Below are 23,559 nucleotides of genomic sequence, written 5' to 3'. Positions count from 1 at the left end.
TCGAATGTTTCGTAAAAAAAGTTACACTCCCAATATAGTATGTTTTCATAAAAAAAGGAAGAATATTTTGGTAATATTCTTCCTTACTTTACGATTGTTACATTTTTTAAGAATAATAGTCTTAAAACGGGATATAAAATGAGAAAAAACACTCCATTTCCAATTGCATGGCTCATGTCAAATGGAAGACCCGCTAAGTAATAAGCAAAAAACTTACCTGAGAATAAGTAAAGTGGTATTGAGATTATTAGTCCATATAGAAAACCACAAATCACAGCATAAATGGCTAACATCATGACTGGAATTCGGTCACGATATTTACGTAGAGATCCACTCATTAGCCCGATGGTTCCCCATGCAATGATTTGCCCAACGGTCCATAATCCCATTCCCATTACAAGGTTGGATAATACCGAACTTAATACGGCTACAACTACACCATAGATTGGCCCTAGAAACAGGCTAGCTATGATGATAATGGCAGTCGTTGGCTGAACATTTGGAAGAAATGTAAACATAATGCGCCCAACAACCGATAATGCGATTAACATTGATAAAAACGTTAGGTTTTTAACAGATAAATTCATTATTCCCACTTATGGAGATCAAACTCAATTTTATCTTCAGGCTCTACTTTATATTCGTTCGCCCCTACCATTGCTTCTTCACCATTCACAGAATAAAACCAAGATGTTTTGTCTTCGTCACTACCGGCAATTCCGTTAATGCTTGCAACAAAGGCACCATCAAATTGCGTTTCGATCTCAAAGTTTTCTTGCATGATATCCATAACCGTAACTTCTTTATCTGTTGCGATTTCGATTTCTTTTTCTTCGATCATTTCTTCTCCGTTGTTTTTCGAAATCACGACAGTTACAATTTCTGCTTTTTCTTTTTTGTTAACTGTTTCAGATGAATTGTTGTTGGATGATTTGTTCGTGGATTGTTCATTACTACATCCAAATAATAATCCTAAAGCAAGTAAAGCAACTATAAATTTTTTCATGATTCTAGCTCCCCTTTGTGTTAGATAGTTATTTATGTGCTAAGCACGAAATACCAAAATAAAAAGCTCACCACATCGGGTGAGCCTTGTTAATAATATGGAAAAACAACAAAAAAGCAGGAAGCTTTATTGTTAATTCCCACACCCCGAAGAATTAAATGCGATCGAATTAGGCAGGTCTACTGACTTTAGCTTCATTCTACTTTGAGTCCTTCCCATATGATGAACAGCATTTGCCATCCATTCATACAGTGGTTTTTCTCATTTCGTCCACTTTTACAGTTGCGGGGGCAGTCCTGGATTCACACCAGATTCCCTATTAAGTCTTTGAGAATATATATCCTCAGACACCTATAATTCTGATTTTTTATTCATTTTTTTAACCTTCTTTATATTACAAGAAGGATGATTCTTTTACAAGGAAAATGTTTCTTATGAAACAAGAATCTTCGTCACCAATTTTCAAATTACTCACTTTTTCGAGGAATAACGAATGTAAATGTCGTTCCTTCGCCCAGCTTACTGTGAACTGAGATATTTCCATTGTGAGCACCAATAATGTTTTTTACAATAGCAAGTCCTAATCCAGTACCCGACTTACCTCTCGTTCTCGCTTTGTCCGCCTTATAAAACCGTTCAAATACAAACGGTAAATCCTCTTCTGGAATTCCAGACCCTGTATCCCTGATGTCCACTTTAATAGATGTATCTTGTCCCGTTACATGTACCTCGACCCTACCATTTTCATCGGTATGTCTAATGGCATTATCAATTAAATTTGTAAATACTTGCTCAATACGATCAGGATCGATGGAAATTTCACCGATATCTTCTTCTTTCGTTGCAGTTAAAGTAATTAAATTCTCCTTAGCTAAACCTTGAAATTTCCGAATCACTCGGTTAATAAACGAATCGAAGTCAATATTTTCTTTATTCAAGGTAATATGACCCGATTGCATCCTCGCTATGTCCAATAATTCGTTAACAAGTCGACCCATGCGTAATGACTCTTCGTAGATAACCTTTGTGATTTCTTTCCTCTCTTCTTCAGAGCTTGCAATATCATCCATAATCGCTTCACTATAACCCTGTAGCATAGCTATTGGTGTCCTTAACTCATGTGAAACATTTGCGATAAAGTCCTCACGAAGCTTATCCAATCGTCTTTCTTCTGTCATATCACGAAGTACAGCAACAGCACCCCTAATATAGGTTTGATTATAGAGGGGACTCATCAAAATAACCCAAGTTCTACCTTGAAGACTTATTTCAATAAATTGCTCTTTTTCAAAGGAAACAGCACGTTGAAAGAGATCTTTAACTTCTGGAGGAAGCTCCTCGCCAACATCCTGATACATACCCTGTTGATAGTACCAAGCCTGAAGGAAGCGTTCAGCAGGTGGATTTGTAACCAAAATCGTTCCATCACGATTTAATGTGATGACGCCATCTGCCATACTATTTAATATACTTGCAAGCTGCTCTTTTTCTTGATTAAGAGCATTCATATTGTATTTTAATTGCCTTCCCATTTGGTTAAGTGCCAAACCAAGTGCGCCAATTTCGTCATGAGTTAGAATAGGTACCTTCGTATCAAATTTTCCTTTTGCAACTTCAGTAGCTGCTTCCCTCATTTTACGTAAAGGAGCCGTAATTCGAGTCAATAAGAAAAACGCAAAAACAGTCGTAAGTACAATTCCTATGCCTGCAGCTAAAATAATAAATTGGGTTGTCCGTTGGGTTGTCTGCTGCACAACATCTAATGATTGATAAAGAAATACCGCACCCTTTTGATCATTTTCAATATGAAGGGGTGCCCCAACAACAAATAACTCTCGATTTTGGTTATTTACATTATCTGTTTCCGGGAGGATGAGCTTTTTACTTTTATTTTGATCCTTTGTGATAACAAGTTTAAGATCTGGATCATCTGTTAATAGCCCAACAGGGATATTGGCAAGTGATTTACGATCGGGTGATACCCAATATGTGTTTTCATCAGCTACAATTATGACTTTTGTTTCGTCATTCACAAGCTCCCATGCAAGGTTCCGGGCAATATCTTTATCCTCTTGCTGCTCCATTATGACCGCAATATTTGCCGCTAGCTGGGTTAAATTTCGTTCAGCTTCCTGGATATGATAATTTTCAAAATACTCCATGAATAATACGGTTAAAACAAATAGTACAAAGGAAAACAGTAATAGAATGGTTGCCCATAGTTTTCCTACAACACTTCGCCAAAATTTCATTCCTGGCCGACCTCAAATTTATAACCAACGCCCCATACAGTAACAATCATTTTTGCAGCATCCTGAGATACTTTATTTAATTTTTCGCGTAAGCGTTTAACATGAGTATCAACCGTACGTAAGTCACCAAAGAATTCGTAGTGCCACACTTCTTTTAACAACTGCTCACGGTCAAATACCTTGTCAGGTGATTTTGCTAGGAAACATAGTAATTCATATTCCTTAGGTGTTAAGCCTACTTCTTTTCCGTCTGCAGTGACACGATGCGCATCATTATCAATTGTTAGATGCGGGAATACGATTACATCCTTTGCAGTTGTTTCGGTTTGTAGGTAGGTTGTAAGGGAAGACCTTCTTAATAATGCTTTCACACGCAAAACAACTTCTCTTGGACTAAAGGGTTTGACTATATAGTCATCGGTTCCAACTTCAAATCCTTGAACGCGATTCACTTCTTCCCCTTTGGCAGTTAGCATAATGATTGGAGTTGATTTCTTTTCTCGTAACTCCCGACATACTTCAATTCCGTCTTTTCCTGGCATCATGAGATCTAATAAAATAAGATCATATTCGTTTTTTAATGCCTTTTCTAAGGCAGCATCGCCATTGTCTGCTTCTTCTATCACATAATTTTCTCTTTCTAAATACATTTTAAGTAAACGACGAATTCTCTCTTCATCATCGACTACTAAAATTTTTGCTTCATTTTCCATTATGTTATTCCTCCAATTTCTTTCCGAAAGAATATTTCTATACAACTCTATCGTACATAAAATTTTGGTAATTTGCTATAACATATATCACACTCGTTTTCAAAAGCTGTCGAAAAGTCAAAAATCCGACACAAACAAGGCAATTTTATATGTAAAAAGCCTTCATCAGATGATGAAGACTTTTATTCATTACGCGTATGAGTGTAAACCTGCAATAACTAGGTTTACGAAAATCGTATTAAACATAATAATGAAGAATCCAACGACTGCAAGCCACGCGGATTTTTCACCATGCCAGCCTTTTGATAGTCTTAAGTGTAAGAAGGCTGCATAAAAGAGCCATGTGATAAGGGCCCATACTTCTTTTGGATCCCAGCCCCAGAAACGCGTCCATGCAATTTGCGCCCAAATCATTGCAAAAATTAACGCTCCTAGTGTAAAGACTGGAAATCCGATTGCGACTGAACGATACCCGATTTCATCAACTAAATCTAAATTCAATTTTCTAGTTAATGGCTGTAATGCTGCCCCAATACGTTTACGTAGAATTAAACGAATTAATCCGTATAGAATTGAACCTGAAATAATTGACCAAAGAAGGGTGTTTACTTTTCTGGCACTTAATAATGCAGGTAATTCAATACCACTTGAGAATTTTCCATCCGTTAATAACTCACCTTCATTAGGTACTACCAACGCAGGTAATTTATACACCATTTCAGCATTTGCGCCCTCTTTATCAATCCATGAAAAAACAGATTCATATTTCATCGTTCCAAAAGCAGTTGTGATTGCTACAAAGCCCACCACTACAACAAGTACATACATAACAAATTCCAGCCAAAATGTTTTCTTACTTTTTACAGTTTGGTCAACAACCTTTAAAAGATAAAGAATTCCTGCTATAAAGCTAATGGAAAGAATGGCCTGACCTAATGCAGCAGTCGTAACATGTATTTGTAGCCAGTGACTTTGTAACGCCGGGATTAGGGGAGAAATTTCCCTTGTAAACATACTACCGTATGCGATTACTAATAGCGCAATAGGTAAGGTAAAAAGACCTAATATACTTGTTTTATATATAAAATAAATGATGATGAATGCAAGGACTAACATCATTCCAAAAAACGTGATAAATTCAAACAAATTACTTACAGGCGCATGCCCTGCTGCAATCCACCGAGTAAAAAAATAGCCTAGTTGTGCAGCAAATCCAATAATGGTGACAATTATCCCGAACTGAGACCAGCGGTTATATCCATTTATACTTTTTTTATCTCTTATTGCACCGCCAAAGACAAACGTTGCCACAAGATAGAGAATAAAAGCAGCAAATAGAAGATTTGAACTTAATTCAGCCATTTTTACCCCTCCTTATTTTCCTTATTTTTTGCATCAACTTGATCTATAGGTTCCGAGATTCCAGTGTCTGCTAGAACATATCGTATTTCATTTTTTAAGCCAAACCAGTTTTTATTGGTATGTCCCGCAACAATAACCTCGTTATTTTTCCGTTGAATCCAGATACGACGATGATGCCAGTACGAACCTTGAATAACCCCAATCATAAAGATTGCTCCTCCAACAGCTAAAATCCATAATGTAAAATCCCTTCTAACTGTTAATCCAGAGACGTTTTTCATTTCGATTCCGGCAAAAGCCATCTTGTATTTATTATCACCCATAGGTTCTATATTTTGCTGAATCGCAACAAAGCTAATTTCTCCGTCAGGTTTATCTGGAGCAAACATTTTAAATACAAATGCTGGGTTATTTGGAATCTTTGTTTTAGTAGCAGGTTCGCCTTCGTCATTAAAAAAGAAATCAGGAAAGTAGCTTGCTAGCTCAATTGAGTAACCATTACCTAAATCATACTTTTCCTGTGGATCCCTTAAATTAATCGTGATTGTTCCAAAATCTTCATTCGTTTCTTTGTCAATCATGTTAAACGACATTGTACTAAATTCGTTGAGTTTATAATCAACTTGATAGAAAGCATAATGATCATGTTTTAATGGCTCATTCACTCGAATTTCATGAGATTTAACCTTTTTTAATTCTGGTTCAACCCCCGGGATGATCTCATCTGTACGTTCATATAACGTAACATCTGTTTGATAATTTTTTACTACCATTCCATTCCCAGCAAGCTCGAGCGCATCTTCAAAAACTTCTTTTTCTTTACCCTTCTCGTAAACTTCTACAAGAAATCGTTCGCTCTCTAAATAATATTTTCCATGTGTTCCTGGAACACTTGCCGTTTCTCCTTCGCGTATCCAAAGTACCTCATCTACATACATTCCAGGTACAAATCGAAGCATTGCACCGATTAGAAATATAATAAGTCCACAATGGTTCACATATGGACCCCATCTTGAGAAGCGGCCTTTTTCAGCTAAGATGTTTCCGTTTTCTTCTCGGACAGAATAATGTTTCTTTTTTAATTTTTGCTTAACTGTTTCAAAGTCATTATCGATATTTTCAACCGTGTTTTTACCATATACACGCTGTCTTTTTAAGAAACTTTCGTGACGTGTAACACCTTGCTTTTTTAACGCTTTATATAGAGGTACAACACGGTCTATACTACAAATAATTAAGGAAATACCAAGCATTGCGATAAGGATCATATACCACCAAGAGCCATACAGGTTATGGAAACCTAGTTGATAATATAATCTTCCAGTTATTCCATATTCTTGTTCATAGAAATCAGCCGGACTCATGGTCGGCGGTATGTATAGTTCCTGGGGATAAACAGTCCCAAGTGCTGAAGCAATTAAAAGCACAACGATGATCCAAACCCCTACTTTTACAGAAGAAAAGAAATTCCAAATTTTATCAACAATCGTTTTATTATAGGTTTGAGAGCGTCTAGCACTTCCCTCATACCTCATATCAAGCAATTTCTTTTTCTCATTATCATCCTGATTTATTTCTTCACCTTGGACAGGTTTTCCACAAGCCTCACAAAAAATTGTCCCATGCGGGTTCACATGTCCACATTCACATTTTACATTTTCCATAAAAAATAACTCCCTATGGCTTTATTTGCTCCATATAATCTCGGACCATTTTGCTAGTCATCTCACCAGTAATTATCTCAACAACTTCTCCATTCTTATCAATCAACAAAGTAGTTGGCAATGGGTCAATTCCATAGGCATTTAGCAACTGGTTTCCCTTATCGATTGCAACAGGAAATGATAAATCGTATTTTTTAATAAAGTTATTAACACTGAATTTAGGTTCACCTACGTTAATGGCGATTACTTCAACTCCTTGATCCTTATATTCCTGATAATATGTATCGATATATGGAAACTCTCTTTGGCAGGGCTCACACCATGTTCCCCAGAAGTTTAAAAACACACCCTTTTCGCCTCTATACTCTGACAAATGGTGTTCATTCCCATTCAAGTCTGTAACGACAAAATCTGGTGCCATATCCCCAACTGCTACCTTTTCCTTACTTGTAAAGAAATTGATATACAATGTATAAACGAGCGCAGCGGCGAGAAGTAACAATATGATCGTTCGAATAACTAATCGTCGCTTTTTCTTGTCCATTTAAAATCTCCCTTTATTTATAGATTAAATGTGTACTTTCTTTGCCATTATAGCACTTTCTAATATTATGACATTGCAAACATTTTGAAGGTTATGTGACAATTGAGAATCATTATTAGCAAACTTATTTCAACTACATTTCATGTAACACATGAAAAGCTTACTTTCTATAAAAAGCAGCATGAAATTTAGGACCTTTTAGAGCGTTCCTAAAAGGCGGGTGAAACTAGTTTCACTCGAATAAGCTTAAATTTCTATAGCCGATTATCTTTCGTACTCGCTAAGGCCCTTAACTGTTTAACCTCATGTGGAAGCAATTCTCTGAACTCACCAGTATGTAAACCCTGAAGAGTTAAGAAGCCAAATCTTTCTCTTTTCAACTTCATTACTTGATGTCCAATCGCTTCGAACATTCTTTTCACTTGTCGGTTTCTTCCCTCATGAATGCTAATCTCGATAATAGACGTTTGTTTACGCTTGTCCATGGAAATAAGCTTAACTCTAGCAGGGGCAGTCATTCCATCCTCTAGCTTAATGCCTCTTTCTAATTGGCGAAGTTTTTCCTTAGGTGGAATACCTTTGATTTTTGCAACATATACCTTCTCAATCTCATACTTTGGATGCATAAGAAGATTTGCAAACTCACCATCATTCGTTAACAACAACAATCCAGATGTATCGTAATCTAGTCTTCCAACTGGATAAATCCGTTCTCTAATTTCTGGAAAAAAGTCCGTTACTACCTTTCTCCCTTTATCATCGCTCACACTCGAAATCACTGAACGTGGCTTATAAAATAAAAAGTAAACTGGCTCTTCCCTTTCTAACGGTATGCCACTTACTTCAATTTTATCATTTGAGCCAACCTTAATTCCTAGCTCCTTTACAACTTTTCCATTAACCTTAACTTGTCCTGCTACAATGAGCTCCTCGGCTTTTCTCCTTGAAGCTACACCTGCATGTGCAATTACTTTTTGTAGTCGTTCCATCTATGCTCACCCCTTAAACATCTTACTTGTTTCTTAGTATTTGTACAAGATAAAAACATTCTTTAGTATGTCCATCCGAGAAGTTTCCTAAAAAACTCAAAAAAGAAAAACACGCTAATTAGACGTGTTTTATGATCCAAATAAGATTGTAACTACTACGATACTAATAATGATACCTAGTAAATCAGCTAATAGACCGACTTTTAGGGCATCACCCATTTTTTTAATACCAACAGCGCCGAAATAGACTGTTAGTACATAAAGGGTAGTGTCGGTGCTCCCCTGCATGATTGACGCAAGTCTACCAATAAACGAATCAGGACCATACGTGGCAATTAAATCTGTTGTCATTCCTAAGGCAGCCGTACCAGAAAGCGTCCTTATTATAGCTAAAGGGGCTATTTCTGCTGGAAATCCCACGAATTCTAATGCTGGACGGATTAGATTAATGAAGAAATCCATTGCACCAGATGCCCTGAATATTGAAATCGAAACTAACATTCCTATTAAAAACGGCATAATGGAAAAGGCAATTTTTATTCCTTCCTTTCCACCTTCAACGAATGTTTCATAAGTTGGTATTCGTTTCGCAGTTCCATATAAGAGGATAAACCCAATAATTACTGGAATTAGCCAGAGTGAAATGGTGTTAATGATATTCATTTTCGGGCGCCACCCTTCTTCACTCTTCGATGATAAAAATACCGGTCAATTAATACCGCACCAATAGCTGAAAGTGAAGTTACGATTAAAGTTGGTCCTACAATATCAGTTGGATTTGTAGAATCATAGGTCATCCTGATTGCAATGACTGTAGTGGGAACAAGTGTCACACTTGCTGTATTAATTGCTAGAAAAGTAACCATCGAGCGGCTTGCAGATGTTTTCCCGCCGTTTAGCTCTCTTAGCTGTTCCATCGCTTTAATTCCCATTGGTGTAGCAGCATTGCCAAGGCCAAACATATTAGCAATCATGTTTGAAAGCATATATCCCATTGCTGGATGGTCAACTGGCACCTCTGGAAATAATCGACTAACAAGAGGTCGAAATAATTTGGACAGTTTTTCTAATAAGCCCGCCTCTTGTGCAATTCTCATCAGCCCTAACCAGAAAACAAGCACACTTATTAAACCTATACAAATCGTAACTGCTTCTGAAGCCCCCTTAAAGATTGCTTGATTTACTTCATTGATTGTCCCATTTATGCTCGCAAAGATAATTCCGATAATGGTCATTGCTACCCAAATAATATTTACCATCGTCATTTAACCCCTAAAATTACTAAAAAGATACTTTTCAATGTTTCCCAAAATGTTTCTTTGGGTCTGTCAACATTGCCATTATCAAAATAGATAGGCATTTCTTCGATTGTCTTGTCACCAAGATTCACAGTTAGTGTACCTACTATATCAGGGACATTTTCTTGTTTCCGCCACTCCCGTTTATCAGGTTCAAGTAACTCAACATTGAGCTTAATCTCCTTTTTCTCTTCTGAAGACAAGGGGTACATAAAATCATGATCGACAAACACTTTACCTTTGTAAAAACTGCTGTCAGTTCGTAAGTAGCCTTCTTCTACAACTTTGACTAAATCATACTTTTCAAAAGCACTGTTAAACATATTCATATGATCATTCCAGTCATCAGAGGCATTAATCGTGACAGCTATTAAATCAATTCCATCCTTTGATGCTGTTGAAACTAATGTGCGTTTTGCCCGCTTTGTATATCCTGTTTTTCCACCAGTGCTATACGGATATAACTTTGTTAATAGCTTATTTTTATTTCTCCAAACACGATCCCACTTTTCAGTCGGATTCGGTGCACGGTGTACTTTTGTACCTGTAATCTCCCGATATTTTTCATTCCTCATCGCATATCTTGTTAATATCGCCATGTCATACGCGGTTGAATAATGGTTTTCATGGTCATCCAACCCATGTGGATTTGCAAATTCTGTATTTTGCATACCAATTTCTGCAGCCTTTTGATTCATCATAAAAACAAAGCCTTCTAAACTGCCGCCTACATGTTCAGCTATAGCAACTGCAGAATCATTACCTGACCGTAACATTAATCCATAAACCAAATCCTCGAGCTTTATTTGCTCATTTGGCTTTAGGTATAAAGAAGACCCTTCTGCACGGACGGCTTTATTACTCACTTTTACCATTTCATCCAGCTTTCCTGATTCAATGGCGATAATAGCTGTCATGATTTTGGTTATACTGGCAATTCTCATTCGTTGATGGGCATTTTTTTCAAACAAAATTCTACCAGACTCTTGCTCTATTAAGATCGCACCTTTTGCACTAACAGTAAGTGCGCTCGCTTTTTGAGGAAGGAAGCCTATGAGAACCATAACAATGATGATAAGTGTAATTAATCTTTTGCGGAATAATGTCATTCGATCCCCGTCCCTTTTGCTGTTTTGTAAAAGTGTATGCAAAACATGTCCAACTATATGAATAAAATATGTACAAACATCGAAAAACGCTAAGTGCTGGAACTAATCACTAAACATGCACAAAAAAACTGACCAAGACCAGGTCAGCACAAAAAAAGGGATCAATATTGCTTCCATTGAAGTTTTGACGCTTCATTAAATCGGTGTTCAACTTCATCCCAATTTACGATATTCCACCAATTTTTCACATAGTCTGCACGAACATTTTTATACTGAAGATAATAAGCATGTTCCCAAACATCTAGAACAAGTAATGGAATCGTATCCCATTGGGTCATGAATTGATGTCGTTCCGCTTGTAAGATTTCTAAATGACCAGCTCTTGGTGACCATACTAAAATGGCCCAACCTACACCTTCCACCTTGTTTGCTGCTTCACTGAAATGTCTCTTAAAGACTTCAAAGCTTCCAAAATCCCTATTAATTTGGCGGAGTAACTCGCGCCCCGGCATTCCACCACCCTTTGGCTTCATTACATTCCAAAAAATCGTATGCAAATAATGTCCTGAACCATGAAATGCAGCTTCTCTTTCCCAATGCTTCAATAAATCATAGTCACCTGTGTCACGAGCCTTTTCCATCATTTTCTCAGCCTTGTTTAATCCTTCCACATAGCTCTTATGATGCTTATCATGATGGAGTATCATAATTTCTCTTGAGATATAAGGCTCTAATGCATCATAAGCATATGGGAGAGGTGGCAATCTATGCTGTCCAATCCCTACTCTTCTTGTGTCTTGAGATTCATCATTTTCACTCACTTGTTTTGCAAATCGTAAACTCATATGATAAAGGTTTTCTACCTCAGCCTGCAATTCTAGCACATTAGTTGGCGTTACCTTTGTACCTACTGATTCAAGGAAATTTGAAAACTTTATTAATTCCACTTGAAGGTCTCCATTCCGTTCATTTTCAATCTGATTTTTCAACTCCAAAAACCATTCCTTCACTTCTGCCACATATTTTTCAGGGGTCCCCATCATAATCCTCCCTCGTTTTTAATCGTCAATATCGTATGCGTTTTCCCAATTTTTCGTGACTTACATATAAAGAATAATAAAGGATGAATCACCTATCTTTCCCTTTCTACATACAGATATTGTAGAAAACTTGGCAAATGCCTATTTTTTATTTGAATTTAAAAGCATGAGTATATATTGGGAGGTATGAAGAAGTGAATCGTTCATTTCAGGAGGAAGCCTTATTCGAAACTCAGTTTTGGATGCAGGTTCTAGGTGACCATAGTCGATTTATACATGATTCTTTGGCACCGAGTGAAAAAGAAAGAATAACGAAATCAAAACAATTTATCACGGTGTTTGATCGTTTGTTAAACTCGACGAGAGAATCACTACAACCAAATCAAATGATTACTATTATCCAAGAAGGAAGAACTGCTGCAGAACAGCTTCGCCAATTAAAATTAGATATTATAAAAAATCAACTAGTCGGAAAAGTTAAAATTAGCCTTTCTCCTTCTTTTATTAATCATATGGTCAATGAATTAGAGGAATGGTTACGTGTATCCAGTTTCTTGGTCGAAGGTAAAGAAGTACCACCTACACATGCACTTCATCACCACCTTATTTGGCTTCTAGATGCCGCAGGTCATGCAGGTGGAATTGTATCGAACCTAGACAGAGTAGAAAAAGATTTAATTCAAAAGAGTGAGAAGTTCGTAAAGGATTGGGAAGATTTTTACCTAAAAGCCGTTGAAATGGTTGGTTTCCTACGTACAAGTCAATATGAATTTCCTGCTCTTTCCCGATTTAATCATGATGTAGAAATCGAAATGAAAATTTTTAAAGGCTTTCTGGAAGAATTAGAAGAAATGGAATTAAATAAGGAAATTTTAGGGGTCCTGACTCCCCTTATGGCCGACCATATGGCTAGGGAAGAATGCTATTATTTGATCAAATTAGCGAAAAGCACAAAAAACGTCAATCAGCCAAATTGTGACCCAACAAAGCGACGTGTTCAAGAATAAAAGAGAACCCCAATCGCGTAAACTCTGCAATTGGGGTTTGTTTATTAGGTTTGTTGGATAAATTCTATTGCTGATTTTAATTCATAGCCATCTTTGTGATGGAGATGTGTAAATATTTCTTTAAGTCTATCAAAATGAATCCCTTCAAAATGTTCTTCAAATTGATTTTGCTCATTTACATATACTCGTTTACGATGACGATACTCCGGATTCTTAAGCAAGCATACAAGAGCTACAAGATCCTTGAAATATATTTCATTTGTATCAATCTTATACACTGGATCCTCGGTAAAAGGAGTAAAAGATGTAAATTGCTCTTCAAAATAACGCAAATAAAGTATTTGTAAAGTCCTTTCCTCTCCATCTTCTACAAATGTTACTTCAGATTGGTTAAAAAAGTCCTCAAACGTATTTTTTAACGTTTTTTCAAGTTCAAATCCACTACATTGTTTAATTAACACATTTCCACCCCACTCGCCACGATTTTCCAAATAGATTATCTACATATTACCATAGATAGCAAAGTTGAGGTGAATTAATTTGAATCTTCTATCGTTTCTTGAAATCTTTCAAAGAAGAGGTCAGCTTCCTCCTGAACATACTGTTCATCAACTTTTTCAGGAAGCGGAGGCAATTCTTCCAATTTCTTTAATCCAAAGTACTCTAAGAACTCCTTCGTTGTGCCATATAAAATAGCTCTTCCCGTACCTTCAACACGCCCTACCTCTTTAATCAATACTTTCGCCATTAAGGTATGAATCGGTCTTTCCGTCTTCACCCCACGAATTTCTTCGACTTCTGCTCGTGTAATCGGCTGACGATAAGCAATAATAGCAAGTGTCTCTAATGCAGCCTGTGATAGCGAAGTCGAAGTAGGTGATTCTACTAGTTTTTTCAAATAACCAGCATGTTCTTTTTTTGTCGTTAGTTGATACGTACCAGCAACCTCAACTAGATTTATGCCCCGACCTGTTTGACTATAATCATTCTTTAATTCTCCTAATATGTCCAAAACAGTGCTTTCGCTTATTTCTAAAACCATTGCCATTTGTTTTAATGTCAACCCTTCGTCTCCAGCTGCAAACAGCAGCCCTTCGACAATGGCTTTCCAATCAACTAATTTCATTACAAATAATCCCTTTCCATACTTGATATATAAATTTCTGAAAAATTATTCTGCTGTTCAATTAAAACAGCATTTTTCTTCATTAACTCAAGAAGCGCAAGGAATGTCACAACAATATGGTTTTTATCATGATATGGAAAAAGCTCTGTAAACTTCTTTTTTCCACGGTAGCCCTTTAATTCATTAACAATTTCTTCCATCCTTTTTTCGATGGGGATTTCTTGTCTAGTAATTCTTGTTGTTAAGGGCCTTTGCAACTTTTTTCGGCGCATTAGCTTTTGAAATGCTCCCAGCATGTCATAGATATTAACATCTAATGTATAATTGTTGGAGACATCCTTCGTAAATTCACTTAAATCACTTGGAGGTTTTGTAAACAATTGGGAACGCTCTTCTTCTAGATGCTTCAAATCATCTGCGGCATTCTTATATTTACGGTATTCAATTAGTCGATTCATCAGGTCTTCACGCGGATCCTCTTCATACTCAAACTCTGAGTCACCATCGACAAGCTCTTCTTCTTGTTTCGGAAGCAACATTTTGCTTTTAATTGCTAACAGCGTCGCAGCCATAACTAGGTACTCACTTGCAATATCTAATTGTAATACTTTCATTGCATGTATATATATTAAGTATTGTTCTGTAATTTCCGCAACCGGTATATCGTAAATATCAATTTCTAATCGATTGATTAAATGTAAAAGAAGGTCTAATGGACCTTCAAAAGAGTCAATTTTTACGCTGTAATGTAAATCCACGCTCATCTCACCAAAAATACCCTTCTTGACTTAGTCATATTCTTATATTTTAACACAATAATTAGTATAGAACATAATAACCATTCAAGCCATATCTGGATTTTGGATAATAGCCCTTAATTTTTTAGAAAAAATGATGGTGGATATGGACACCCGCCCACACAAGTAGTATTAAAAGTCATACTATAACTGTGTAACCAAGAAACTTAAGGAGGTATTTTAAATGAGTGGTGGATACTTTTTTGGAGGCGGTTTTGCCTTAATCGTAGTATTGTTTATTCTTTTAGTTATCGTTGGTGCAGCTTGGTTTTAATTAATCACTGAAAATGACGATAAAGTGTTCGGCAATATGCTGAACACTTTATTTTTTCCATGTTATGGGTTCAATTAATATGGTAAACTACAGGTACATAGTGTTAAAAGGATGTGTAATCACCCTTGTATCCAGAAGCATTTATTGAGTATTTAATTCATTTTCATTGTGAGCGGGATTATTTTGAATGCCATGAAGTTTTGGAAGAACATTGGAAAGAGGATCCTGTTCCTGAAAGAAAGAAATATTGGGTAGGTTTAATTCAAATTGCCGTATCATTTTATCACTACCGTCGTGGTAATAGACCAGGTGCACTCAAAATGATGAAAAGCGCGCTAAAGATTTGTCAAGAACAGAAATCCGAGTTTGTAATGTTAGGATTTCAAGCCGATGAACTAATTAAACTATTACAAAAAAAATACTATGATATTGAAAATGGCATCCCTTATGAAAGTATAAATTTACCGTTAACAGATAAACATCTACTTGCCATTTGTAGATCCCAGGCTACTAAATCAGAAAAATCATGGGGGAAAGCAAGCGATTTTTCAAATGAGGCAATCATTCATAAACATAAATTACGCGACAGAAGTGAGACAATTGCCGAACGACAAAAACAATTATTTTTAAAACAGAAAAGGCGAAACGAATAAGAAAAGCGCAAGGCGCCCGCCTATCGGCGACAAGCATAAGACGAGCGCTGACAGAAGGCGCTTCTTGCCTTCCGAAGCGATTGGCTTATGACCTCGAGCCGATGGCGCCTGGAGCTAGACATCGAAAACTAGGTAAAAATTTTATACTTTCTTATCTTAAAATAAAAGGGACAGTCTTATGACTATCCCTCTTCACATGTTTCATCCTCTGAAAAATCACATTTCTCAAAAAATGCTGCGGTATGTTCATTTGGTCGTAACTCACGATCTGGAAAATGTTCTTTTAGTGCCTTTACCATCTTTTTTCCAATGCCTTGATAGCGATGGGATGGATTCACGCAGATATGTTGAATTTCTACAAGATTTCCGTCATGGATTGTTGTTCCGATAATTCCTACAATATCTTCTTCTTTCCATAAGAATAGCTGCTGTGTATCATCTTCTTCATATTGCTTCATTGTTGCTTGCAGGTTCTTTAGGTCCTTTTCGGTCGGCATAAATGAAAGAAGCCCCATTGCGATTTTCTCATAATTCTTTTTATAACGAATTAACATATAAATCCCTCATTATCGAAAAACTTTCCAAACAGTATATCCATTACTACTTTTGGACTAACCTTAATCATTTATTAAGAGTACCATTAACTAGTTCATTTTTCCATAGTCTTTTTGGAATACCCTTAAATTTAAATTATATCCAATACTTTCCATATCTATACAAAGTGGCGCGATTTATTCAAATGAACGTGCAAGATTTGCCATTTCAATGGCAGATACAGCAGAATCCCATCCTTTATTTCCTGCTTTGGTTCCCGCTCTTTCGATTGCTTGTTCAATTGTGTCAGTTGTTAAAACACCAAACATGACTGGTTTTCCAGTCGCTAATGCAGTTGCAGCCAGTCCTTTCGCTACCTCATTACAAACAAAATCATAGTGGGAAGTAGAGCCTCTAATGACTGTCCCTAACGCAATTACTGCATCATATTTACTTGATTCAGCCATTTTTTTAGCTATTAACGGAATTTCAAAGGCACCCGGAACCCATGCTATTTCTACATCCTCATCCGCAACCCCATGTCTCTTGAGTGCATCAAGTGAGCCGCTTAGTAATTTTGCAGTGATAAATTCATTAAAACGTGCAACTACAATCCCCACTCTTAAACCTGTTCCAACTAAATGTCCTTCATAAATTTTATTCATCATTTGCCTCCTGTGTTATCAGTTATGGTTCATTTTTTTAAAAATGTAGTATATTGCCGATATTTTTATTATTTTCTTCCAATTCTAACGGAATCCGATCGGCTACTTCTAAATCATATCCTTCAAGACCAGTGATTTTTCTAGGGTTATTCGTTAAAAGCTTCATTTTTTTAATCCCTAGATCCTTGAGAATTTGAGCCCCAATACCATAATCCCTTAATTCTGGTAAAACTCCATGTTTTTCATTTGTTTCGACTGTTTCTTGCCCTTCTGCTTTATTCTTAAAGGCACGCATTTTGTTTATTAAACCAGCGCCTCTACTTACTTGACGCATATATACGAGTACACCTGACCCCGCTTGCTCTATTTGTCGCAATGCAGCATGAAGCTGTGGTCCACATTCGCATTGGTTTGATCCGAACACATCTCCAGTTAAGCATTCTGAATGCACCCTCACCAGCATTGGTTCTGTTTCTTTAATCTCACCTTTAACTAGTGCAACATGTTCTTTTCCATCTATAAGACTTGAGTATCCAATCGCTTTAAAATCTCCATATTCAGTTGGTAATGAAACTTCAACTTCTCTTTTTACAAGCTTTTCCTTTTGATTCCGATAACGAATCAATTCTCCAATCGTTATCATTTTCAGATTAAATTCATCTGAGATTTTTCGTAAATCATGAACCCTTGCCATGGTTCCGTCTTCTTTCACAATTTCACAAATCACCCCAGCAGGTTCTGACCCACAAAGGAGTGCTAAGTCAACGGCAGCTTCCGTATGACCAGCCCTGCGGAGAACCCCCCCTTCCTTTGCGATCAAAGGAAAGACGTGACCAGGTCTTTTGAAATCTGACGCTTTTGACTCTGGGTTGAGCAATTCCATTATTGTTTTTGAACGTTCGATAGCACTTATCCCAGTTGTTGTTGTTTTATGGTCAATACTCACTGTAAAAGCAGTGCCATGTGGGTCTGTATTATGCATAACCATTGGATCTAGATTTAATTTTTTCGCTAATGACTTTGAGATAGGCGTACATACGAGTCCACGGCCATGCGTGATCATAAAATTAATAACATCCGGGGTTGCTTTATCCGCAATTGCGATAAAATCTCCTTCATTTTCACGATCTTCATCGTCACATACTATGATTACTTTTCCTTGTCTTAGGTCGGCAAGAGCATCTTCAATTGGATCGAACATTGTCGTCACCCCTTTTTTTATTTAAATCCATGTTCTGCTAAAAAGCTTGAGGTAATCTTTGATTTTGTTTCTTTTTCAGTATTAAAAGATCGTTGCATGAACTGTCTCACATATTTTCCGAGCATGTCACACTCAATGTTTACAATGTCTCCTACACCTTTATTACGTAAAATCGTTTCTGATAATGTATGTGGAATCAAAGAAAGAGTAAAAGTAGTTTCTGTAAGACCAAAAATTGTTAAGCTAGTTCCGTCTACTGCAACCGATCCCTTATATATCATAAATTCAGCAATCTCTTTTGGTATTTCAATTTCATAGTACACGGCATTCCCTTTTGGTTCTTTTCGAATGATCTTTCCAATCCCATCTACATGACCTGAAACGATATGCCCTCCAAAACGTCCACCTGCCGTCATTGCTCTTTCAAGATTGACAGCATGATTTCGCTCTAAATCACGTAAAGAAGTTGATTTCACCGTTTCTGGCATCACATCAACAGTGAAGCCATCTTTGGTAAAGTCTGTTACAGTTAAACAAACTCCATTGACCGAAATGCTATCTCCTAAGTTTACATCCTCGAGAATTTTTTTAGCTTGAATCACCATTTCAACCGAATCCTGTGAACCACTAATTGCTTTTACTTTCCCGATTTCTTCTACAATCCCTGTAAACATTTTTTCACCTCTATCTCGGCTCTGCTACAATTTTAATATCTTCTCCGAGCTGTTCTACAGATTTAATGGTTAATTGTAATGCATCATCAATGGATTCAATTCCAGCACCACCAATGGACGTCGGGGCTAATTTTCCACCTACTAATTTAGGTGCAAGATAGACAATGACTTGGTTGATTGCCTTTTCTTTTAAAAAGCTGCCATTCACTTCTGCTCCACCTTCAACAAAAATGGAGGATATCCCTTCTTCACCTAGACGAGCAAGCACAGTGTTAACTATAATGTTAGACTCCTCCAATTGAATAATTCGAACACCCTTTTTATCGGAGAATTTATTCATTTGCTCTTCAGTTACTTGGTCAGAAACAATAATCCAAGTCTCAGACTTGCCGTCATTGACAACTTGCGATTCTAGCGGTGTTCTTAGAGTTGAATCCAAGATGATTCGAATCGGATTTTTACCTGTCCCATTCGGAAGCCTCGTTGTTAAACTTGGATTATCCACAAGCACTGTATTAACGCCGACAAGAATTGCATCATGAATACTTCTATATAGATGTACATCATTTCTTGCATCCTCACCAGTTATCCATTTACTTTCGCCAGTAACCGTTGCTATTTTCCCATCTAAAGTGATGGCAGATTTCAAGGTTACATATGGACGTTTTTTATCTAAAAAATGATAAAAAACGGCGTTTAAGGCATCTGCTTGTTCCTTACATACTCCAACTTCCACTTCAATTCCCGCTGTTTTTAATTTGGCGATGCCTTTTCCAGCAACGAGTGGATTTGGATCAGTCGTTGCAATGACTACCCTCTTCACATTGCTGTTTACTAAAAGATCAGCACATGGCGGAGTCTTACCATGATGACTACACGGCTCCAATGTTACATAAACCGTTGCATTTTCGGCTTTTTCACCAGCCATCTGGATCGCATGGACCTCTGCATGGGGTTCTCCTGCTTTTAAGTGTGCACCAATACCCACCACTCGACCTTCGTTCACAACAACGGCTCCTACAACAGGATTTGGTGTAGTTTGACCGACACCTGCTTTTGCAACATTTATCGCTAAATTCATATAATCTTGATCTCGCACGTTATCTACACTCCTTTCTATTTATCATGTACAAATTACGGGAGTTCTTACTTAGTTCCTAAACAAAAAAGACCTCGGAAAACAATCCGGGGTCCTGGTCGATGTTATTCAAGCAACAGAATATGTATTTTGCCCATACTAAATAAAGGTATCGTGGACAAATATTTTTCACATACCGTACTAACATCCTTCTCCCATCCAGACTTTAACTGTCGGCCTTGGATTCTCACCAAAGTCCACCATTTTAAATGAATTCTCATGGCAAATAGCCTATCAATATTAGAATTGATAATAAAATGGGTCACGGGCTTAGAACAATTGTTCATCACCGTCGGTAAGGAATTTCACCTAACCCCGAAGGAAACTATTTTATTCTTTTAGCGATGTAAATCAGTATAACATAAAGTACTCTTATTTTGTCGAATTTAATGCTTAACAATACAAATTATGTATTTTAGAGTTCTATGAATGATCCTACACGATAAACAACCAATAAATGACTCCCCATGCAATTGCAATGAATAGCAAAACAAAAAATACGGTCCATCTTCCTTTACCCATCTGGTTTCACCTCAAGTATCATTATAGGACAAACAAAAAGACACAACAAGAATGACCTGTTGTGCCCGATTTCTTACTCTTCCCAAACTTTAACTTCTTTCATTACATCGCCTTGTTTAATACGGTATACAGATTCCAAACCTTCAATTACTTGACCGAAAACAGTGTGCACACCATCTAAATGAGGTTGTGACTCATGGACGATGAAAAATTGACTTCCACCAGTATCTTTTCCAGCATGTGCCATTGACAATGCACCTGGTACATGTTTATGTGGATTTCCTTCTGTTTCACATTTAATTGTATACCCAGGACCACCTGTTCCATTTCCACGAGGGCAGCCGCCTTGCGCGACAAAGCCAGGAATGACACGATGGAATGTTAAGCCGTTATAAAATCCTTCATTTGCAAGCTTTTCAAAATTTGCAACAGTTCCAGGTGCCTCATTTGGATATAACTCAATGACGATTTTTTCTCCATTTTCGAATTCAATGCTAGCTTTTTTCATTTGAAACCTCCACTTAATTTCTTTCGTCCATATGTATTGAACGAGTTCATTTTACTATAAAAGGTTGGAATAATCCAATCTCAAGAGGAGGCGTTTTTCATTAATCACCGTCAGAAAGATATTTTAGGTGAAGAATAATGTATAATATGGACGATGGATCACCTTGTTTTTAAAAATTAAGGAGGTAACTAGTTTGAGATATAAACGTATACTCACTTTTTTACTGATGTTTTCACTCATTTTCCCATCACTTAGCTTCGCGGACGCTACACCTGGAGATGTGATTATTACACTTGGTCAGGACCTAACCGAAACACAAAAAGAAGCAATTTTAAAAGAAATGAATGCACCAGAGAACCCACAGACCGTCGTTGTTACAAACGCGGAAGAACATCAGTACCTTGGAAACTATATACCAAAGGCTAGAATTGGAAACAAAGCATTATCTTCAGCATCAATCACAATTGGGGAAAAAGGTTCTGGACTAGATGTAACCATTTCTAATCATATTACACTCATTACAGAAGAAATGTATGCAAATGCATTAATTACAGCTGGTGTGAAAGATGCAACGATCTATGTAACTGGACCTTTTGATGTTTCTGGAACCGCCGCATTAACTGGGATTATTAAAGCTTATGAGATATCTTCAGATCAAGTTATTCCTGAAGATGTTAAGCAGATTGCCAACGAAGAAATGGTTGAAACTACAAAATTAAGTGAAAAAATTGGTGCCGATGATGCTGCGGCGTTAATGGCAAAAATTAAGGATGAAATTGCGAAAAACGCACCGAAAAACGATGAAGAACTCCGGACTATTATTGTAAATGCTGCAAATGACTTAGGAATTACGTTAACAGATGCCGACATCGATCGACTAATGGACCTTTTTAAAAAACTAATGGATCTTAATATTGACTGGAATCAGGTTGGTGAACAACTAAATTTAGCAAAGGAGAAATTAACAAACTTTCTGGAATCGGAAGAAGGACAAAGCTTTTTAAATAAGCTTAAAGAATTTTTTGTAAACTTAATTGATGCCATTAAAAATCTTTTTAAATAAAGTCTAAAAAGAAAAACCCACGAGTTTTCGTGGGTTTTTAAGTTCATGTTCTATTTAATCAACTATCTTAGATTTTAATGGGATATCTAGTCTCACTAAATCTTCGTAACTTTCACGTTGAACCACAAGCTGCGCCTCACCATTCTCTACAAATACAACTGCAGGTCTTGGGATACGGTTATAATTATTAGCCATAGCATATCCATATGCACCTGTACAGAAAACAGCTAACATATCGTCTGAATTTGCTTTTGGTAATGGTAAATCCCAGATTAACATATCGCCAGATTCACAGCATTTACCAGCAATTGAAACGGTTTCTTCCACAGGATCCTCTACACGATTCGCTAACACCGCTTCATATTTTGCTTGGTATAAGGCCGGTCTAATATTATCTGTCATGCCCCCATCAATTGCAATATATTGACGGATATTAGGTACTTCTTTTCGCGAACCAACAGAATAAATCGTCGTTCCAGCGTCACCTACAATTGAACGACCTGGCTCAATCCATATTTCAGGAATATCAATTGAAAGATCATCCGCATGCTTTTTTACTTCACCGATAATGGCTTCTACATACTTTGATGCTGGAAGTGGCTTATCTTCTTCTGTATAGCGAATTCCAAAACCACCACCAAGATTTAATACTTTAGGTGCAAATCCAAAGCGATCCTTCCAGTCTTTAAGTTTTCCAAACATTTTTCCAGCAGCCACTAAAAATCCAGTTGTTTCAAAAATTTGAGAACCAATATGAGAATGAATTCCTAATAACTCTAAGTATTCTGAATGAAGTGCCTGCTCTACAGCTTGGTCTGCCTGTCCATTTTCGAGTCCAAAGCCAAACTTAGAGTCATCTTGCCCAGTCGTAATATAATCATGGGTGTGTGCTTCAACTCCTGGTGTTACCCGCAATAAAATCTTCATCGTTGTTTTATTTTCAATACAAACCTGCTCTAACAAAGATAGTTCATAAAAATTATCGACAACAATACAGCCAATATTATTTTTAACCGCCATATCCAGTTCTTCATAGCTTTTATTATTTCCGTGGAAGTGAATACGTTCTACTGGGAAACCAGCTTGTATGGCTGTAAATAGTTCCCCGCCTGAAACGACATCTAGAGATAAACCTTCCTCATGAGCTAACTGTACCATCGCGATTGTAGAGAAGGCTTTACTCGCGTATGCAACCTGTGCAGCAATATTTAAACGCTTAAATGTTTCACGAAAGCTTCTAGCACGTTCTCTGATAAGTGCAACATCATACACATATAAAGGTGTGCCATATTGTTTTGCTAATTCTACAGTATCTACCCCACCAATTTCTAAGTGGTTTTTTTCATTTACTTTACTTGTTCCATGCAAAAACATCGATTCCCCTCATTCCTTCATAAGGTACTCATCAGAGCCTTTATGA

General features: G+C 37.0%; 26 protein-coding genes and 2 riboswitches. Of the genes, 4 read left to right on the top strand and 22 right to left on the bottom strand.

All coding sequences use genetic code 11. From position 1 onward, the window contains the following. Positions 1 to 83: 83 nt before the first annotated feature. The 12 genes from E1I69_RS01655 to E1I69_RS01600 form a co-directional block, all read right to left on the bottom strand. Positions 84 to 587, bottom strand: a complete 504-nt coding sequence (locus E1I69_RS01655; protein WP_136377898.1) for an ECF transporter S component — start codon at positions 585 to 587, stop codon at positions 84 to 86. Further along, positions 587 to 1,006 carry a DUF4430 domain-containing protein gene (locus tag E1I69_RS01650; RefSeq protein ID WP_136377897.1) on the bottom strand — a complete coding sequence of 140 codons (420 nt, stop codon included), beginning with the start codon at positions 1,004 to 1,006 and terminating at the stop codon, positions 587 to 589. Before E1I69_RS01650 ends, E1I69_RS01655 begins: the two co-directional genes overlap by 1 nt. Positions 1,007 to 1,161: 155 nt before the next feature. Continuing rightward, a riboswitch (cobalamin riboswitch) is annotated at positions 1,162 to 1,376 on the bottom strand. Positions 1,377 to 1,473: 97 nt separating this feature from the next. Further along, on the bottom strand, positions 1,474 to 3,258 hold the full coding sequence (locus E1I69_RS01645; protein WP_136377896.1) for an ATP-binding protein: 1,785 nt from the start codon (positions 3,256 to 3,258) through the stop codon (positions 1,474 to 1,476). Further along, positions 3,255 to 3,971 carry a response regulator transcription factor gene (locus tag E1I69_RS01640; RefSeq protein WP_136377895.1) on the bottom strand — a complete coding sequence of 239 codons (717 nt, stop codon included), beginning with the start codon at positions 3,969 to 3,971 and terminating at the stop codon, positions 3,255 to 3,257. The genes E1I69_RS01645 and E1I69_RS01640 overlap by 4 nt, the downstream gene beginning before the upstream one ends. A gap of 189 nt (positions 3,972 to 4,160) precedes the next feature. Continuing rightward, positions 4,161 to 5,333, bottom strand: a complete 1,173-nt coding sequence (gene ccsB, locus E1I69_RS01635; protein WP_136377894.1) for a c-type cytochrome biogenesis protein CcsB — start codon at positions 5,331 to 5,333, stop codon at positions 4,161 to 4,163. A 2-nt stretch (positions 5,334 to 5,335) separates the two neighbouring features. Next, positions 5,336 to 6,997: a cytochrome c biogenesis protein ResB gene (locus E1I69_RS01630; protein WP_136377893.1), complete on the bottom strand. Its 1,662-nt coding sequence runs from the start codon at positions 6,995 to 6,997 to the stop codon at positions 5,336 to 5,338. Between the two features lie 13 nt (positions 6,998 to 7,010). Next, positions 7,011 to 7,541 (bottom strand): thiol-disulfide oxidoreductase ResA, encoded by a 531-nt coding sequence (resA, locus tag E1I69_RS01625; protein WP_136377892.1) that lies wholly within the window; start codon positions 7,539 to 7,541, stop codon positions 7,011 to 7,013. A 254-nt stretch (positions 7,542 to 7,795) separates the two neighbouring features. Beyond that, positions 7,796 to 8,530 (bottom strand): 23S rRNA pseudouridine(2605) synthase RluB, encoded by a 735-nt coding sequence (gene rluB / locus E1I69_RS01620; protein ID WP_136377891.1) that lies wholly within the window; start codon positions 8,528 to 8,530, stop codon positions 7,796 to 7,798. 129 nt (positions 8,531 to 8,659) lie between these two features. After that, complete coding sequence (locus tag E1I69_RS01615; protein ID WP_136377890.1) at positions 8,660 to 9,193, bottom strand: spore maturation protein; 534 nt, start codon at positions 9,191 to 9,193, stop codon at positions 8,660 to 8,662. Next, the gene (locus E1I69_RS01610) at positions 9,190 to 9,789 is read right to left on the bottom strand and encodes a nucleoside recognition domain-containing protein (protein WP_136377889.1); all 600 of its coding nucleotides are present in this window, start codon (positions 9,787 to 9,789) and stop codon (positions 9,190 to 9,192) included. Before E1I69_RS01610 ends, E1I69_RS01615 begins: the two co-directional genes overlap by 4 nt. 2 nt (positions 9,790 to 9,791) lie before the next feature. Next, positions 9,792 to 10,937: a D-alanyl-D-alanine carboxypeptidase family protein gene (locus E1I69_RS01605; protein ID WP_136377888.1), complete on the bottom strand. Its 1,146-nt coding sequence runs from the start codon at positions 10,935 to 10,937 to the stop codon at positions 9,792 to 9,794. 161 nt (positions 10,938 to 11,098) lie between these two features. After that, complete coding sequence (locus E1I69_RS01600; protein WP_136377887.1) at positions 11,099 to 11,977, bottom strand: superoxide dismutase; 879 nt, start codon at positions 11,975 to 11,977, stop codon at positions 11,099 to 11,101. 194 nt (positions 11,978 to 12,171) lie between these two features. On the opposite strand from E1I69_RS01600, the gene E1I69_RS01595 reads away from it, so the two are divergent. Further along, complete coding sequence (locus E1I69_RS01595; protein ID WP_136377886.1) at positions 12,172 to 12,984, top strand: DUF2935 domain-containing protein; 813 nt, start codon at positions 12,172 to 12,174, stop codon at positions 12,982 to 12,984. Between the two features lie 44 nt (positions 12,985 to 13,028). Here the strand turns inward: E1I69_RS01595 and E1I69_RS01590 are convergent, their stop codons facing one another. From E1I69_RS01590 to E1I69_RS01580, 3 genes are all read right to left on the bottom strand, one after another. Continuing rightward, positions 13,029 to 13,445, bottom strand: coding sequence for a hypothetical protein (locus E1I69_RS01590; protein ID WP_136377885.1), 417 nt, complete (start codon positions 13,443 to 13,445; stop codon positions 13,029 to 13,031). Between the two features lie 74 nt (positions 13,446 to 13,519). After that, positions 13,520 to 14,110, bottom strand: coding sequence for an SMC-Scp complex subunit ScpB (gene scpB / locus E1I69_RS01585; protein ID WP_136377884.1), 591 nt, complete (start codon positions 14,108 to 14,110; stop codon positions 13,520 to 13,522). Beyond that, on the bottom strand, positions 14,110 to 14,874 hold the full coding sequence (locus E1I69_RS01580) for a segregation/condensation protein A (protein WP_136377883.1): 765 nt from the start codon (positions 14,872 to 14,874) through the stop codon (positions 14,110 to 14,112). Before E1I69_RS01580 ends, scpB begins: the two co-directional genes overlap by 1 nt. Before the next feature lie 217 nt (positions 14,875 to 15,091). On the opposite strand from E1I69_RS01580, the gene E1I69_RS01575 reads away from it, so the two are divergent. Both E1I69_RS01575 and E1I69_RS01570 read left to right on the top strand, forming a co-directional pair. After that, complete coding sequence (locus E1I69_RS01575; protein WP_116352428.1) at positions 15,092 to 15,181, top strand: YjcZ family sporulation protein; 90 nt, start codon at positions 15,092 to 15,094, stop codon at positions 15,179 to 15,181. A gap of 125 nt (positions 15,182 to 15,306) precedes the next feature. Continuing rightward, positions 15,307 to 15,834, top strand: a complete 528-nt coding sequence (locus E1I69_RS01570) for a DUF309 domain-containing protein (protein ID WP_136377882.1) — start codon at positions 15,307 to 15,309, stop codon at positions 15,832 to 15,834. Between the two features lie 182 nt (positions 15,835 to 16,016). Here E1I69_RS01570 and E1I69_RS01565 read toward each other — a convergent pair whose 3' ends face one another. The 6 genes from E1I69_RS01565 to E1I69_RS01540 all read right to left on the bottom strand — a co-directional run bounded on the left by E1I69_RS01565 (position 16,017) and on the right by E1I69_RS01540 (position 21,076). After that, positions 16,017 to 16,388, bottom strand: a complete 372-nt coding sequence (locus E1I69_RS01565) for a GNAT family N-acetyltransferase (protein ID WP_136377881.1) — start codon at positions 16,386 to 16,388, stop codon at positions 16,017 to 16,019. A gap of 177 nt (positions 16,389 to 16,565) precedes the next feature. Further along, entirely contained in the window at positions 16,566 to 17,033 is a 468-nt protein-coding gene (gene ribH, locus E1I69_RS01560) for a 6,7-dimethyl-8-ribityllumazine synthase (protein WP_136377880.1), read from the bottom strand. A gap of 37 nt (positions 17,034 to 17,070) precedes the next feature. Further along, on the bottom strand, positions 17,071 to 18,234 hold the full coding sequence (locus E1I69_RS01555) for a bifunctional 3,4-dihydroxy-2-butanone-4-phosphate synthase/GTP cyclohydrolase II (protein ID WP_136377879.1): 1,164 nt from the start codon (positions 18,232 to 18,234) through the stop codon (positions 17,071 to 17,073). 17 nt (positions 18,235 to 18,251) lie between these two features. Continuing rightward, a complete protein-coding gene (ribE, locus tag E1I69_RS01550; RefSeq protein ID WP_136377878.1) occupies positions 18,252 to 18,908 on the bottom strand; it encodes a riboflavin synthase in 657 nt (218 codons plus the stop codon). 10 nt (positions 18,909 to 18,918) lie between these two features. Beyond that, entirely contained in the window at positions 18,919 to 19,989 is a 1,071-nt protein-coding gene (gene ribD, locus E1I69_RS01545) for a bifunctional diaminohydroxyphosphoribosylaminopyrimidine deaminase/5-amino-6-(5-phosphoribosylamino)uracil reductase RibD (RefSeq protein WP_136378030.1), read from the bottom strand. Positions 19,990 to 20,189: 200 nt separating this feature from the next. Beyond that, positions 20,190 to 20,373, bottom strand: a riboswitch (FMN riboswitch). Between the two features lie 268 nt (positions 20,374 to 20,641). Further along, positions 20,642 to 21,076, bottom strand: a complete 435-nt coding sequence (locus E1I69_RS01540) for a peptidylprolyl isomerase (RefSeq protein ID WP_136377877.1) — start codon at positions 21,074 to 21,076, stop codon at positions 20,642 to 20,644. A 193-nt stretch (positions 21,077 to 21,269) separates the two neighbouring features. On the opposite strand from E1I69_RS01540, the gene E1I69_RS01535 reads away from it, so the two are divergent. Beyond that, positions 21,270 to 22,139: a DUF1002 domain-containing protein gene (locus E1I69_RS01535; RefSeq protein ID WP_136377876.1), complete on the top strand. Its 870-nt coding sequence runs from the start codon at positions 21,270 to 21,272 to the stop codon at positions 22,137 to 22,139. 54 nt (positions 22,140 to 22,193) lie between these two features. Here the strand turns inward: E1I69_RS01535 and lysA are convergent, their stop codons facing one another. Next, complete coding sequence (gene lysA / locus E1I69_RS01530; RefSeq protein WP_136377875.1) at positions 22,194 to 23,513, bottom strand: diaminopimelate decarboxylase; 1,320 nt, start codon at positions 23,511 to 23,513, stop codon at positions 22,194 to 22,196. Positions 23,514 to 23,559 lie beyond the last annotated feature (46 nt).

Origin of the sequence: Bacillus timonensis, from assembly GCF_004799755.1 — a bacterium.
In the GTDB taxonomy this organism is placed as follows: Bacteria; Bacillota; Bacilli; order Bacillales; family Bacillaceae_L; genus Ferdinandcohnia; species Ferdinandcohnia timonensis_A.
This window is presented reverse-complemented; position numbering and strand designations above follow the sequence as displayed.